Annotated in this window: 12 protein-coding genes; 3 read left to right on the top strand and 9 right to left on the bottom strand. The window is 36.9% G+C overall.

The features are described 5' to 3' along the window. The 9 genes from AOR04_RS18155 to AOR04_RS18115 all read right to left on the bottom strand — a co-directional run bounded on the left by AOR04_RS18155 (nucleotide 1) and on the right by AOR04_RS18115 (nucleotide 11,380). Nucleotides 1-903, bottom strand: coding sequence for a hypothetical protein (locus AOR04_RS18155; protein ID WP_096794221.1), 903 nt, complete (start codon nucleotides 901-903; stop codon nucleotides 1-3). Continuing rightward, nucleotides 900-3,287, bottom strand: coding sequence for a sensor histidine kinase (locus AOR04_RS18150; RefSeq protein ID WP_096794220.1), 2,388 nt, complete (start codon nucleotides 3,285-3,287; stop codon nucleotides 900-902). Before AOR04_RS18150 ends, AOR04_RS18155 begins: the two co-directional genes overlap by 4 nt. Before the next feature lie 7 nt (nucleotides 3,288-3,294). Continuing rightward, the gene (locus AOR04_RS18145; RefSeq protein ID WP_096794219.1) at nucleotides 3,295-4,545 is read right to left on the bottom strand and encodes a DNA cytosine methyltransferase; all 1,251 of its coding nucleotides are present in this window, start codon (nucleotides 4,543-4,545) and stop codon (nucleotides 3,295-3,297) included. A gap of 348 nt (nucleotides 4,546-4,893) precedes the next feature. Continuing rightward, complete coding sequence (locus AOR04_RS18140) at nucleotides 4,894-5,412, bottom strand: HNH endonuclease (RefSeq protein WP_198403037.1); 519 nt, start codon at nucleotides 5,410-5,412, stop codon at nucleotides 4,894-4,896. A 203-nt stretch (nucleotides 5,413-5,615) separates the two neighbouring features. Further along, nucleotides 5,616-6,341 (bottom strand): hypothetical protein, encoded by a 726-nt coding sequence (locus AOR04_RS18135; RefSeq protein WP_096794218.1) that lies wholly within the window; start codon nucleotides 6,339-6,341, stop codon nucleotides 5,616-5,618. Nucleotides 6,342-6,564: 223 nt separating this feature from the next. Beyond that, on the bottom strand, nucleotides 6,565-7,044 hold the full coding sequence (locus AOR04_RS18130; RefSeq protein WP_096794217.1) for a hypothetical protein: 480 nt from the start codon (nucleotides 7,042-7,044) through the stop codon (nucleotides 6,565-6,567). Nucleotides 7,045-8,234: 1,190 nt separating this feature from the next. Continuing rightward, nucleotides 8,235-9,335 carry an HNH endonuclease gene (locus AOR04_RS18125; protein WP_096794216.1) on the bottom strand — a complete coding sequence of 367 codons (1,101 nt, stop codon included), beginning with the start codon at nucleotides 9,333-9,335 and terminating at the stop codon, nucleotides 8,235-8,237. Beyond that, the gene (locus tag AOR04_RS18120) at nucleotides 9,332-9,928 is read right to left on the bottom strand and encodes a class I SAM-dependent methyltransferase (protein WP_008136844.1); all 597 of its coding nucleotides are present in this window, start codon (nucleotides 9,926-9,928) and stop codon (nucleotides 9,332-9,334) included. Before AOR04_RS18120 ends, AOR04_RS18125 begins: the two co-directional genes overlap by 4 nt. A 207-nt stretch (nucleotides 9,929-10,135) precedes the next feature. After that, a complete protein-coding gene (locus AOR04_RS18115; RefSeq protein WP_096794215.1) occupies nucleotides 10,136-11,380 on the bottom strand; it encodes a UPF0149 family protein in 1,245 nt (414 codons plus the stop codon). 229 nt (nucleotides 11,381-11,609) lie between these two features. Here AOR04_RS18115 and AOR04_RS18110 point away from each other — a divergent pair, with 229 nt between their 5' ends. The 3 genes from AOR04_RS18110 (at nucleotide 11,610) to AOR04_RS18100 (ending at nucleotide 14,914) form a co-directional block, all read left to right on the top strand. Then, the gene (locus tag AOR04_RS18110) at nucleotides 11,610-12,347 is read left to right on the top strand and encodes a substrate-binding periplasmic protein (RefSeq protein ID WP_033030064.1); all 738 of its coding nucleotides are present in this window, start codon (nucleotides 11,610-11,612) and stop codon (nucleotides 12,345-12,347) included. A gap of 46 nt (nucleotides 12,348-12,393) precedes the next feature. After that, nucleotides 12,394-13,131: a substrate-binding periplasmic protein gene (locus AOR04_RS18105; protein WP_096794650.1), complete on the top strand. Its 738-nt coding sequence runs from the start codon at nucleotides 12,394-12,396 to the stop codon at nucleotides 13,129-13,131. A 184-nt stretch (nucleotides 13,132-13,315) separates the two neighbouring features. Further along, on the top strand, nucleotides 13,316-14,914 hold the full coding sequence (locus tag AOR04_RS18100) for an ABC-F family ATPase (RefSeq protein WP_081824564.1): 1,599 nt from the start codon (nucleotides 13,316-13,318) through the stop codon (nucleotides 14,912-14,914). Nucleotides 14,915-15,002 lie beyond the last annotated feature (88 nt).

Genomic DNA, 15,002 nt, shown 5'->3' with positions numbered 1-15,002 from the left:
TCACTCCCCTGTAGCCAATCTTTTAAAAAGTGCAGCGTATTTTGTTAATGAAACTCTGATAAGTTCACTTTCAACATCATCAAAAATATATTCTTTTCCCATATGATTGAACTTAAGAGATTTATCATCTTGTTTTATGGGGATACCATGAGCTAAAAAATTCCTCTTTTGCAAAACATCAGCCATATAATCCCCTTGGTCCTTAATCTTCAGGTCTGGGACGACCTTTGCGAGAGATTGACAAAAATTCCATTTTTTAGCACTATCAAACAGACAAAATAGTTCATCAAAATTTGATTTATTAACAGCATTTTCTAGCTTTTTTAGGTGATTATCACTTTGCTCTGAAATTTTATTAACGTAGCTTTGAAAAAGTTCCTTCTGACCTATTTCTGGAAGTCCTTCAAAGCTGTTTTTTGCTATTTTCTTTAAATACTCATCATTGTTACCTACTTCAGCCATAACAATTCCTCTTAAATTCTCTAAATCTAGAATTTTATGAATTGATTGTTTTGCAACTCTTAGTAACTTATCGTTTATTCCATTATTTCTACTGGCTATAAATATACCTTCGAGTTTTTCTTTACGAATTGCATCCCACAAATGGCTAATAGCATGTGAAGAGTAAAAAATCACATCTGTTAAAAGTTGCTGCTCCCTAACTTTTTTTATAAAATCCTGACCGTACAAACCATCTTCAACACTTTCTAAACTATAGTCGACCAAAATAAGGTCATAATCTTGGTATGGTGCGGCGTTATCAAACTCACCTTTATCATGAACCAAATTTAATTCGCAATTAAACCCCCACTTAGAGAATTCTGTACGAATATAGTCTAAATCGACAGATTCTAAATATTCTTCATCATCATCAAACCATAAAATTGAATATGTTAGTCTCATTTCCTAAATTCCATCCTAATTTCTAATCCATTATTCAAACTAGCATTTACCTCAATATCAGAGTGAATAGAATTCATAAACTCTTTAGCATGGTATAGTCCTAGACCAGAACCATTTGTTGTAGTGACTCCAAAATCGAATATATTCTCTTTATCAACTTCGTTTGATAAACCTTTTCCATCATCTGAAAAAGATATTTCAAGAACATTTTCAGATAATAAATGCATCGTTATATTCATCTTATTAGCTTCAGCTTTACTTGCATTACTGACTAAATTATCGATTAATATCGATAGCTCAATACGTTTAATAGGCATTTCAAAAGGAGAGCTAACTTTATTTAGTATGCTAACCTGTAGCCCTGAAGCGGAAAACTCTGAGGCAACATTATTAAGGTATTGCTCAAAGTAATTAGTTATATCAGTCATCTCCTTTTTTGTACCTGACTTAAAATTAGCTTTTGTCGCGTATTGAGCTGTAGCAACAATTTTTTTATTTGATTTGGAGATTTTTTCTAAAAATTTTAATGCTTGCTTAATATTCCCATCATTTTTTAATGCTCTAACAGCTCTGCCAATATAATTCTCTATTGTAGCCGCATCGTTACATATCTGATGATGGTAATTTAAAAGAGACTTAGCGTCTTGTGATGTAATTGACTTCAAAAATAAAGATTGAGCTTGAATTGTTTCATTTTGGCTTTCTAAAGAAGATATAACTTCTTTTTTATCCTCTAAATCAAGCTCGAGTAAGCTTAGAGTCTCTTCATTTTCCGTAATATTTTCTTTTAATTTTAAAACTTCAGTCGCAGCTTCCTGTAATTTTCTTTCTTTATCTTTTATAAGAGAGGTTATCTTGTCTAGATTAATTCTAAAGCTATCATCAACTATATCCCCATCAAAGTTGCTAATATCTTGAATTATTTTTTTAATTTCTTCACTTTTTTCATCTGCAAGTTCTGCTAAGTATTCAGTATTGAACCAAAACTTGGATAAGTTTTTTTTAGAAAGACCTATTAATGAAAGTATCCCTAGCGAAAACCTTCTTTTTTTCTTTTCGTTTGATTCTGAGTACTGCTCTCTAGTTTTATCCCAATCTAGATTATCTTTTATTGTTTTCCTTATTTCCTCAGGAACACTATCCCAAGACAACCCTTCAACCACAAATTTTTCTAATCGCCTCAGAGTCTCATAAAAAAAATATTCTTTTATGTATGAAAAAGCATCATTTTCTTTCAACCCTTCTCGACTAGATATAGGTTCAAAAAAATCATCGTCATCATTTATTTCTATTCTACCAACTAGATCTCGGCTACCAAAGTACCTAGATTTACCTTGCCCTTGTCTTATATCAAGTTTTAACCAGTCATTACCTCTATCACCATAAGGAGCTACTCTAAAACCGTTTAAAAAAAGAAAAATAGAGCCAAAGTCAATCGATCTAATACCTGTTTGTCTCTTAAAATATGATTTTTTATATGCGTTTAAAAAGTAAATGGTAGTCGAAACTTTTTTAACGAAGTTATAATATTTATTTTTTTCCTCGATCCAATAAACCTTATTACCATCATGAAAAAGCGTTGTTCTGATGTTTTTACCACCATCTATCGTTACCGATTCTATATAAGTAGATTTAAACTTCAAATTTTCAAAAATTAAGTTTTTAATTTCACCATTAGCAACCATCTTCCCTTTTTGGTTTTCTTCTTTGTCGAGCTCTAGATATTCTTCTGCGATTAATTCGATCTTAAACTCATTCTTTGAAAAAAGCTGGTTGGGGTTAATAAATTTTTGTAAGTGTCTTTTTAATTCTAATAACTTATCTCTGCTCCAGTGAGATCTTAACTTTGAGATCAGAAGAATTGTTCCAGAATCACCAATATTTAACCCGCAACATTCCAACACGAAGCTATCATCTACAGTATTTAAAAAAACGTCTATCTCTTGGATTGTCAGGTCTTTTTTACCCTCAATTTCAAAATTGTTCCAGTCAATTGAAAGGTGCAAAAGTTGACCTCCTTTAACCCGAGTAAAAATATCTAATTTTTCACCTAAACGATCACATGAAAACCTTCCAACTCCTTTGTTGCCTGCGAGGTAAGCCCCCTCATTTTGTTTAATAGCTTTTTTTTCAGAGTAAGCAACATTCAACCACTTATCATTGATATCAGATTCACTCATACCACTTCCGTGATCAGCGATAATTAATTCTGACGACGTAAGATCCGTATTTAAATAATTGAATTTAATAATCGTGTTAGGTGAGCTTGCATCGTAAGCATTCTTTACAAGCTCAATAACTCCTATGTTGTCATCATTAATTAAGTCTTTACCTATTAAATTTTTAAGTAAAGTATTTGTTTTAAAGTGGCGAATCTTTCTCATAAAAGTATCATTCCTTAATATTCATTATCAAAGTCCCTAAAGCCTCACCTAACAAAGGAGGAACTGCATTTCCTACTTGAGTATATCGAGGGCACTCTTGTGTCCTTCGATTTCCACCAGTTGTGTACTTCCCTAAGATCTCAAAACGGTCTGGAAAAGATTGAATTCTAGCCATTTCTCTTACTGTAAGAATCCGAGGCTCTGAATAGTGCAGAAGGTCGTCAGGCAACGTAGTCAATGTTTTAGAAGGTTGTTCTGGATTAAGTACTGTTATTGCTTGTTTTCGAGTACCAACTAGAGCTCGCATCTCATCATTTAGAGTAATACCTGGTTTGCAGATTTTTTGTATGAACTTAAATTTAACAATAGTATCGGGTTTATGGCGTGCAATTCGTAAACTATTAGGTGCTTTCTTACCCATGCCTTTTCTCATTAATTTCAAGTAAGCATTTGGTTTAGCTTTCGGAGCATATTTGAGTTTTTTAAACCCTGACAACTCATTTCCTGAATGGAAACTCAATTCATTATTTTCAATTAATAGATCATTTATTGCATCTTTGACTCTTATTTTAGTATCAGGCAATCCTTTACTTTTTAAGAAATCGCTACGCATAGTTAACAGTTTTTCGAATGGGTTTAGTAACTCATTTTTTAAATGCTCTTTTTTAATCCCAATCATAATAAAACGAGTACGTTTTTGCGGCACACCAAAATCAGCACTACATAAGAAGTCATGAAAAATAGCATAACCGAGATTTTCTAATTTTTTCTTCACTACCATCGCATATGGAAGCTTAGCCTTTTTGCCTGTAGCCGACTTAAATGATGACGCGAAACCTCTCACATTTTCGAGTAAAATATATTTTGGAGAAACAAGTTCAACCATTTTTATATATTCTTCCGAAAGTTTGTTACGTGGATCTTTTTCGTTGCGCTGCCCAGCCAATGAAAAACCTTGGCAGGGGGGACCTCCAGCGATTAAATCTACTTTGCCTCGTAACGAAGTAAGTTCTTGTGGATACTTTTCAAGAAGCTCTTGAATGGTCGTTTCTTTCTTAGGCAAAAACGATGGCCATTCAAAGTGTGAGTTCTTCCCATCAATTAGGTTATGTTTAAAAGTATTAAATGCCATCGAATCTTTTTCAACAGCAAAAAGCCCCTTCCAGCCTGCGTTCCCAAGTCCTAAAGACAAGCCGCCGCAACCTGAAAAAAGGTCGATATAAACTCCCTGTTTGTTTTGATCCATTCTTGTAGACATTTTTTACTCTTAATACAACTTAATTTAATGCAGCTATTTTAATGTCTGTCATTGAAAACAACAGCTTTAAATCACTTAGTCGCAAATAAAGTTTAGGCTTAATTTATTTTTATTATTAAATACAAACTTAGCATGGGTCTTCACTAAATAAAATGCTAAGAACCAATCCACCCCAACTACCGGTGCTCACACCCGAAAGTTATAAATTGATGGGTAATGACTTGAAAGTCAAAAGAGTTAAACCTTCACTTCAATCATCATAACTCGTGACTGTCTCAAGTTCGCTAACAGTGGAACTTTACAAGTTGCCGTTTGTGGGCGTTGCAATTTTAATAGCCTATTACATATTTATTCATGAACAAGCCTTGCTATTTTTTTATACAGCGAATTGGCTAATGTAGTTTTATTAACGCCATAATGTATTTCTCGATGGCAGTTTGGACACAAAGCTATAGCATTCGAAACAGTATCAGAACCACCATCAGCAAGGCGTCGCAGGTGATGAACCTCTAAAAAAGGCTCACGTTCTGCGGTTGTAAATGGTGCACCAACTTCGCAGCACTCACATCGCCCATTCGCTTCTTTAAGCACCCAAGCTTTGACCTTGGGGTCCCTGACGTAATTTGTGACGATGGTATAAGTTTTTTCCGGTTCTTTAATGCCACAAGGCTTGGAAAGTATTTTCTTTGATTTATAAGAAATAACCTGACTTTCAAATTCTGCTACCTGTACTAAAGTCTTACCTTCGGTCTCTGATATAAGCCTTTCAATAATTGCAGCAGTTTTAGAGCCAACATTTTTCGCGGGCTTAAGACCGGAAACCCAATTACGACCCATAAGTGAATATACATATGAAATATTCTGCATTCGATACTCAAAGGACTTTTCTGTTCTGCAAAACTCCTGAGCAAGCCCTGCATAATTTTTTTTTTTACAAAAGAGTTACCGTTGGCTTCGTCGGTATGCATTTTTACGTAAGCTTTTACTGCGGCCTTAAGTTCTTCTTCCGTCCAATTATCGCTCAATGCTAATTCCTATTGTCCAATCCGTTGTTTGCTAGTTTATCTTCTTTACATGATACGTAAGGGCTCATATATGACCTTTGAAAAATCTACTGTTAACTCATTAGTAAAAGGAGTCTCATATGCTTTTGCATCAAAACCTTTAAACTCAACTCCTTTTTCTTTAAGTGCAGTGAATACTCTGCAAACAGCTGATATAAAAATAGGCATGACATTTATATAAACCTGCTTTATTGGATAGCGTTCAGTCTCTGCCTTTTGTTTTATAACTTGAAAATTTAGCTCCGATTCAAGCTGATTTAATAGTTTCTTTCGATTCTTACTCCCCATCCGTGACTCAATATAGGGAGACTGAAGACTTTCATCTATTCGGAGGTAAAAATCTTCAAGCTTATAAAAATATCTCATCCTAACTGGCGAGTCTAAAACAGCATAACCAGCTAGGAGAAATTCAGCCCCAAGGTGATTTTTATAACCTTGATCCAGAGCCATGTTATGATTCCAACTTTGAAATAGAAGATGGTCACGGTGATGTATAGCATTACGCATTAAAATTAATGAGGCTGTATCAGCATAAGAAAAATAATCAAAATCACCTTTAGTCACATCATATAGGCTATGGAATGCCTCTAACTTTGACTCAAAAGCACGATCTAGATTATCAACTGCTTCTTCAATATCAATGCTCTTTAACCTTTGAAAATCTATGTGTGTTTCAACATAAATTCTCATTGAGTTGGCTAGCTTTTTTATTGCTTGCTCTTTAATATTCATAAACCCCTCTTGGAAACTAGCTGCTTATTGAGCACCACTTTGCTGGTTTTTAACACACAAAAACGGCGGTTGATAATATATCGTACAAAATTGGTAGCCTACTTATCAAAAGAGGACTAAGTTTAACTTTTACCAATTTACGCTTATCACTCTTTGTCGCAAATCAAGGCTAAGTATTTTCCTAATATTTAAAGCCATTTGAATTCGTGTATTCTCCCAAAATCTACCCTTTACGCTCTATTGTTAAACTATATTTAGGCGATTTGGCGTAGTCATTAAACTCAGGAAGATAACCAAATGATTCTGTAAAGCGTGCAAAGCAATCATATTCGAACTTTGCTACTTTACCCATAGTTCGTAAGTCTTCAGGACTGTTTGATTTAACATTACATGTAAATGTTGCTACAGCTACATATAACTTGTTTACTAACTCATTATAATTCTGATATTTGTATCGTATGCGATCAGCGCCACCATGACCGCTTTTGCCTTTTATTGTATTATCAAATTGCTTTAGCCTTCCTGTAAGCCCTTTTAAGGAATTAGTCATACCTACATAGACAATATCTTTAGTCCATGAAAAATTTTTACCAGATATATCTTCTTCTGAAATCGCACAGATATAAATACCTGGATAATTAATTCCCTGAGGTGTATCTCTATCACACCAGCGCATCCATTTAGTGAAACGATTTTCGTACATAACTTTTTTGCCAAACCTTATACAATTTAAAAGCTTCGCTTTTCGCGCGAGCAAGCTCTGCGCTTACAACCCAAAGCACGACGTAAAATCGTGACTTCATTCATAAACACCAATCGACCAGCACACACCAATTCCCCGTGATCACACCTGAAACTTAGTTAATGATGAGTAATTTACAGCATGGATGCTGTACAAAGCGTAGTTTGGCCATGGATGGCCTATCTACGCTGGTTACGTTCACATCATTAACGTAAGTTGAAGATAAAGTGTGATCCTCGGGTGCGCCGTGGGATTCCAAAGGGCGGTCGGCGGCAGCCGCCCTTTGGTTGCCATCGCCAACGCGATATAACCTCGAATAGAGGTTTTGAATCCCTTGAATCCCACGAAAAAAACAACTTATGAGCGCGATATAAAATCGCACCTACACATTAATTACACCGAAGTTTAAAAGCTTCGCTTTTCGCGCGAGCAAGCTCTGCGCCTACAACCCAAAAGCACGATGTAAACTCCCGCCTGCATTTATAAACACCAATCTACCAACACACTCCTATTCCCCGTGATCACACCTGAAACGATCGTAATGATTAGTAATTTACAGCATGGCGGAATTTTGTTCCCGACAAATTCCAAGTACCTAAATCCCTTTAGGCAATGCTGTACAAAGCGTAGCTTGGCTATGGATGGCCTATCTACGCTGGTTACGTTCACATCATTCACGTAAGTTGAAGATAAAGTGTGATCCTCGGGTGCGCCGTGGGTGACGAGTGACCGAAGCGAAGCTTCGCAGCACGAGGAAGTGGAAGCATGGATGCTGACAGGAACCCAGCTTCATGGACGAGTTACCTCGTACAATGTCAAATATTTCTCAAATGCCGCCCTTTGGCTGCCATCGCCAACGCGATATAACCTCGAATAGAGGTTTTTGAATCCCTTGAAGCCCCACGATAAAACACCAATTTATGAGCGCGATATAAAATCGCACCTACATATTAATTACGTCGAAATTTAAAAGCTTCGCTTTTAACGCCAGCAAGCTGAGCGTCTACAATACACAGCGCGATATAAAATCGCACCTACATATTAATTACATCGAAATTTAAAAGCTTCGCTTTTCGCGCGAGCAAGCTCAGCGCCTACAAGCCAAAGCGCGAGGTAAACTCACGCCTACAGCACGAACTACAAATTCTGCCTTACACGTCATACCTTGGCTTTTCTTCCGCTACTAAACCCAGCCCAGCATTTGGTTGCTGATATTTAAAACTAGCTGCTTCTTCAAAACTGCCTTTCGCTACCCATAACTTTGCACTATTTGCCTGTGCAACCTGATACGCCCAATCACTAACCGAAAGCGACTTATCTGAATCGCAATTAAAGTAATCACTAAGTTCAGTTGTTAAATGCTGGCTATTAATCACTAAATTTTGTTCTTGCCAGCGTTCGCGGTGAAGTTGCGCAGCTAAGAAGTCACTTTTACTGTTATTACAGGTGCTATGTGCTGCCACAAAGTTATGACCTAAATCATTTGCGTAGCGAGCAAACGGTATAAAGTGATCAACCTCGGTTTTACTGTTCAATGGTTTTTCGCAATAAAAACAATTACCGTGCTGAAGCTCTATCAACACAGGCTTTGCCTTACTCAGTGCATTGCGATCAAAGCCGAATAAAAATTCGTGTAGTTGGCTTTGCGGGCCAATAAGCGCTTGGTTGTGTTTTATACTTTGAATTTTTTGCAGCCATGCGTTTTTTGCTAAATAAACAACTAGGTCGTAAAAACGCCTAAAGCAGCTAGCAATACCTGCATTTAACGTGATGTATGATTGGCCTTTTATATGGGGATACAAAAAACACTCTTCTTTGCCATTTAATTTTTGTAATAACCATAGCGGGCCCTCTTTAATGGTTTTTAATGTTGAGCTGCGTATATTTTTCCAACCTTGGCTCTTTTTTAATTGGCTAATTGAATTTATATTATTTAATTTTGCATCATGAAGCGTAGTTATAATTTTGGCTTGTTTACTGGAGTCGGTATTTTGTAAAAGTAGTTGCTCTGTATTGTTACCAGTTGCGCCAAATGGCGATGCTTGGTGCCAATATAAAGTAATAAATTTATCGACTAATTCATCAAATTTTATTTGTAACTGTGCTTGTGGATCAGCGTGATGTTTTTCGATACTAATATCAGCCAGTGCATGTAAAAGTGCAAACTTATAAGTAGCACTAAAATCACCTTCAACTAATAAGCGCTGAATATAAGCAATAAAGTCGAGCTGTTGCTGCATTGCTCCAATCATAAAACGTGCACTACTTTTATAAGCGCATTTAGCCACACTTCACTTTCGCGCTCTGGGCGCTTGTCAACACTTTGCCATTGTTTAATAGCTTTTAACTGCGTATGACTAAGTAAATGCGTTAAAGCATTTTCGTTTAAATCGGTAAATTCACGACCATTATGCACACGCTCTGACTCGCCATATTTAAACGATACATACAAAACACCATTGGGTTTAAGCGCATTTTGTAGGTTTAAAAACACCTGCGGTAACTCAGCTTTTGGAACGTGCAATAAACTAGCGCAGCACCAAATACCGTCGTATTGATTTACACAATTTAGCTGTTGGAATGTTTTAACCGCTACAAGTTGTTGTAAATAACTGCTTGCCAACTCTGCCAGCTCTGGGCTTGCATCAAACGCACTTACAGTGAAACCCTGCGCTTTAAAAAATGCGGCATCGCGTGCACTGCCACAACCGGCATCTAAAATACTCCCGTGTTGTGCAACGTGCGGTAAAAACTCAGCATAAAGCGCCGACATATCAACGTTTAGTGTTGAGTCGCTAAAGGCTTTGGCATTTTGGTCGTAATAAGTAAGTGTGGCGTTTGACACGAGACTCACCGCTCCTTGGCTAATCGTCTAACAGCTAAGGCACTGTTAATACTGCATTCATTATTTGCTCAATCTACAGGAACAAGTGCATTAAATACAGGTTTAATAAGTAGAAATTTTTAAATTAATACGCTGTTATTATTAAGCGCTGATGTGAGTACTAAGCGCGACATAAATCACGCTTAGCACTTTTTACGCGTTTAGTTATTACTTTTTTCTTAGCCAAAAAAGACTCGCGGGAACCGAAATCCATGCCTGTTTACCTAACGACTCAAGGTAAACACCCACCTCTTCTTTACTGCCTGGGCTGTAATATGGTGGCTGTTGTTCTTTTAGTTTTTCTTGCCCGGTGAGTATTTTGGTAAAGTGTTTATTTTGCTGCTGGAGCATTTTTTTGTAATCGTTTGCGGGTTTTGAATCGCCATGCATTACAAAAGCACTTAGCGCACGGCTTGCTGTTGCGTGTAGTTCTTGAAAATCAAAGTCGGCTAATAAAGCCTCTAACTTCTCCCACTCTTTATTTATAATTAGGCAGTTCATTAATAAAAAGCGGTTTGCTTGATTATCGTTTGGGTTTAGCTTTAGTAACTCTTCGAGTTCTGATTGTGCTTTTACGGTATAACCATGCAGTGCGTGTATTTTTGCTCGATGCGCGCGAAGCATCATATAGGGGCGAGTTTCTTGTAGTCCCCAAAAATGCCCTGTGTTGTCTTTAATAAATTGCTTAGTTATAAGCCCACCTTCCATGATTTCTAGCAACATTTGCATTGGCTCAAGTGCTTTTAGCTCTGTATCGGCGAGTACAAGTCCAAGTAATTCATCAAGCTCATCTAATTCATTTGGTTCTTCGTCTAAAAAGCTGTTGTTAAATACAGCCTCATCTTCGTCACTTAAAGTTAGGTCGTTACTAAATCGAAGTTCAAAAATAGCGTCGGCCATAAAATAAACATAATTACGTTTATATTCTTGGGCGTTATATTGGGCAAATTCACCAAATTCTTTTGCTGCTGCTTTTTCACTAGAAAATGCTTTTAAAACGCTGTTTAGGTTATTAAGGGCCTGTTTTTGCTCTGCATCGAGCATGCGTTTATTTATATGTTTAAGCGCCTGTAAAACCCCTTTACAGTAACTTGGTAGAGGCATATTCGGTTTAAGTGAATCACGGTAATCTTGTTTAGATAGGCTACACTTAGCAGGCATTTTTAATTCGTTTTGAATTACTTTTTCCATGCACTGGTTATACAGAGCCATTAAGCTTTCTAAGTATTTTAGTTCAGTCGCATTTTGAACATTAAGATCTCCAAATAGATCTGGTTGCCACTCACTAGGGTTAAGCATTTGTGGTAATACACCCAACCCCATTAAATAACCCTGAATAAAGTAATAATCTGGTTTTTTAGTGCTCAATTCACTGAGTTTTACAACATCGTTACGTATTTTGGTTGGCGACATAACTTGCTCTACTATTCATAAATTTATTTGTAGTGTACCGATTGATAAAGTTAGCAACAATATTTTTTCTTAAGTTTATAAAATAAGTGCAATTGTTAAACTTAAACGCTCAGCTACCTTTCTCTGCTTAGTGAGCTATTTACATTTTTACACAACCCCAGCACTAAAATGCTCAAGCTAGTTTATACTGTATTAAAAACAAACAATAATTAATTGTATTAGAGGCGTAATGAATAAACTAATAACCCTATTTATTTGCTTAATTTTTAACGTGTCGCCTACTGTGTTTGCTTGCGAAAGAACTTTAAGTGTTGCATCGCACGATGCATTTTGGCCGCCATATGTGTTAGGTATTAATGGTGAATTACAAGGCGCAGAGGTAGATGCACTTAACATTATATTTGCCGGCTCGCCTTTTTGTTTTAAGGTTGAATTACTGCCTAATTCAAAGCGCGCTTTTGTTGAGCTTAAACATGGCCGAATTGATTTAGGCTGGGCGGCTAGCTATACCGATAATCGTGCTAAATATGTTCATTTTAGTGAAAGTTACCGTACGGAGGTAATGCGTTTATACGAAAACAAAAACAACCAGCACAATGTTGATAGCTTAGAAGATATTTTTAAACAAGGCCTTACTGTAGGCGCTAACTTTGGTAGTTATTACGGTGAAGAATTTGAACAATATAAAACAACGTATAAAAAACAAATTGAGTACACCAGCGCAGTGAGCAAGCGCTTCGAAATGCTTAATAAGCAACGTATTGATTTTGCAATTGAAGATGAGCTAGCGAGTGCTTATTTTATTAAACGAAGCTCAAACTTAGCACCGGTTAAAAATATCAAATTTATAAATAAAGACGCAATACATTTAATGCTAAGCAAAGATACGGTGTCGGTTGAAGAGCTTGAAGTAATAAATAAACACATAAAAAACAATCAAACGGCACTTAAGGCGCTATTTGAGTAATGTTTAATTGCCAGCTATAACCGCAAGCGCAATTAATTGGAGTGTAATGAAAACTATAATAGTCGTTTTTGCTGTATTACTGTTAAGTACCTTTAATACGCACGCATGTAATAAAACTTTTGAAGTTGGCACAAATGAAAATTACTGGCCACCTTATGTTGAGCTAAAAAACGGGGTGTTGTCGGGTATTGAAATTAACGTTATAAAAACGTTGTTTAAAGGCTCCCCTTTTTGCTTGAAATTTAGCGTATTACCTAGCTCTTTACGCGCACAAGAAGAGTTAAAGCAAGGCCGTATAGATATTATGTTTGCGGCAACTAAAACTAAAAAACGAAGCGAATTTGCGTATTTTAGCCAAAGCTACCGTGACGAGGTTATGCTGCTTTATAAAAATACGCTTTCCCCTAATTTAAGTTCAATTGAACAACTATTTAGCCAAGGCTTTAGTATTGCCGTTAATCGAGGTAGTTATTATGGCGCGCAGTTCGAGCAACTTAAAAAAGCATATCCTAAGCAAGTTGTGCTTATTTCGACCGCCGATAAGCGCTTTGAAATGCTCAATAAACAGCGGGTAGATTTTGTGATTGAAGACGCTTTGTCGGGGCTGTTTTTTTTAAAACAATCATTAAATATTGAACCGGTTACTAATATGGTATTTTTTAATAAAGCCCCTGTGCATTTAATGCTGAGTAAAAAAACGGTTACGCTTGATGAACTATCGGTTATTAATCAATTAATTCAAAAAAATAAAAAGGCCACAGAACGTATTTACCAAACTTATTAACTGTTTTGAGCTGTAAAATCACTTATCGCTATCTGTTTTTGCTTTAATTTAAAGCGCCTTTTATCTTCCCTTCCTCTTGGCTGATCTGTATAATTCGCCAGCTAATTTACCCTATTGTCTGGTTCTTGTTTGTGGCGTGTTGCTGCAGCGTACTCCTGTCAGTACTTATCTAGGATTACCTTTTTTGATCTCCACCGCAAATATTACGATGCAGTTTGGCGCAGAGCCGTTGTTTGAAAACATTTCAGCTAAATTTGGTAACGGCAACCGTTACGGTTTAATTGGCGCTAACGGTTGCGGCAAGTCGACTTTCATGAAGATTTTAAGCGGGGCGCTTGTGCCAAGCGCGGGTAATGTATCTATTACTCCAGGGTTAAAAGTAGGTAACCTAAGCCAAGACCAGTTTGCCTTTGAAGAGTATAGCGTTGTAGACGCTGTAATTATGGGTGACGTTGAGCTTTGGAAAGTAAAGCAAGAACGCGAACGTATTTACTCTTTGCCAGAAATGAGCGAAGACGATGGTATGAAAGTAGCTGAACTTGAAAGCGTATTTGCTGAAATGGACGGTTACACGGCAGAAAGCCGCGCTGAAGAAATTTTGCTAGAAGCGGGTATCGATAAAGAATTTCATTATGGATTAATGGCAAACGTTGCACCTGGTTGGAAGTTACGTGTGCTTTTAGCACAAGCGTTATTTGCAAACCCTGATATTTTGCTACTCGATGAGCCTACCAATAACTTGGATATTCATACAATTACGTGGCTTGCCAACGAGCTTAACAAGCGTAAATGTACGATGATTATTATTTCGCATGACCGTCACTTTTTAAACTCTGTATGTACACATATGGCCGATATAGATTATGGCGAGCTGCGTATTTATCCTGGTAACTACGAGAAGTTTTTAGAAGCGGCAGGGCTGCAGCGCGAGCAACTTTTAGCTGAAAATGCTAAAAAGAGCGCTGAAATTGACGAGCTACAAGACTTTGTTAACCGTTTTGGTGCTAATGCTTCAAAAGCAAAACAAGCAAGTTCACGCGCTAAAAAAATGGATAAAATTAAACTTGATGAAGTTAAATCGTCGAGTCGTATGAGTCCATCGCTTTCGTTTGACGAAGGTAAAAAAATGTATCGTCAAGCGCTTGAAGTTAACAAGCTTGGCCATGGTTTTGATGGCGAAAAGTTATTCACTGGCGGCGATCTACTACTAGAAGCTGGCGCTAAGCTTGCTGTTATTGGCGAAAACGGGGTAGGTAAAACTACTTTTTTACGTTGTTTAGTTAACGAGCTTAAAAGTTTAGAGGGCGAAATTAAATGGTCTGAAAATGCGACCTTTGGTTATTGCCCGCAAGACAGCACTAAAGATTTTGATAACGATTTAACCTTGTTTGATTGGATGTCGCAGTGGCGCACAGTTAATCATAACGATTTAATGGTACGCGGCATGCTGGGTCGTTTGTTGTTTACAGCTGACGATTCAAATAAAAAAGCGCGCAACTGTTCGGGTGGTGAAAAAAACCGTTTGTTATTCGGTAAGTTAATGATGCAAGACGTTAACGTACTGGTAATGGACGAACCGACTAACCACATGGATATGGAAGCCATTGAAGCGCTTAACAATGCGCTTAAAGACTTTGAAGGCACGCTAATTTTTGTAAGCCATGACCGTGAGTTTGTATCGTCATTAGCGACGCGTATCATTGATATTAAAGATAAAAAAGTAATCGACTTCCAGGGTACGTTTGACGAATACCTTTCAAGTTGTGAAGAGAAAAAAGCGTAAATTTTTCTCATTACTTTTAAAAACGGTGCTAAATTTAGCGCCGTTTTTTTATGGGTGGTAAATAGTGAATTTGGGCATTTTTGCATAA

Source organism: Pseudoalteromonas sp. 1_2015MBL_MicDiv, assembly GCF_002407505.1.
Lineage (GTDB): Bacteria > Pseudomonadota > Gammaproteobacteria > Enterobacterales > Alteromonadaceae > Pseudoalteromonas > Pseudoalteromonas fuliginea.
This window is presented reverse-complemented; position numbering and strand designations above follow the sequence as displayed.

Excerpts from the sequence above, each read along its gene's own strand:
- AOR04_RS18140 (WP_198403037.1), bottom strand. The coding sequence starts at position 5,412 with ATGCAGAATATTTCATATGTATATTCACTTATGGGTCGTAATTGGGTT.
- AOR04_RS18125 (WP_096794216.1), bottom strand. The coding sequence starts at position 9,335 with ATGATTGGAGCAATGCAGCAACAGCTCGACTTTATTGCTTATATTCAG.
- AOR04_RS18110 (WP_033030064.1), top strand. The coding sequence starts at position 11,610 with ATGAATAAACTAATAACCCTATTTATTTGCTTAATTTTTAACGTGTCG.
- AOR04_RS18145 (WP_096794219.1), bottom strand. The coding sequence starts at position 4,545 with ATGTCTACAAGAATGGATCAAAACAAACAGGGAGTTTATATCGACCTT.
- AOR04_RS18150 (WP_096794220.1), bottom strand. The coding sequence starts at position 3,287 with ATGAGAAAGATTCGCCACTTTAAAACAAATACTTTACTTAAAAATTTA.
- AOR04_RS18115 (WP_096794215.1), bottom strand. The coding sequence starts at position 11,380 with ATGTCGCCAACCAAAATACGTAACGATGTTGTAAAACTCAGTGAATTG.
- AOR04_RS18135 (WP_096794218.1), bottom strand. The coding sequence starts at position 6,341 with ATGAATATTAAAGAGCAAGCAATAAAAAAGCTAGCCAACTCAATGAGA.
- AOR04_RS18155 (WP_096794221.1), bottom strand. The coding sequence starts at position 903 with ATGAGACTAACATATTCAATTTTATGGTTTGATGATGATGAAGAATAT.
- AOR04_RS18130 (WP_096794217.1), bottom strand. The coding sequence starts at position 7,044 with ATGTACGAAAATCGTTTCACTAAATGGATGCGCTGGTGTGATAGAGAT.
- AOR04_RS18105 (WP_096794650.1), top strand. The coding sequence starts at position 12,394 with ATGAAAACTATAATAGTCGTTTTTGCTGTATTACTGTTAAGTACCTTT.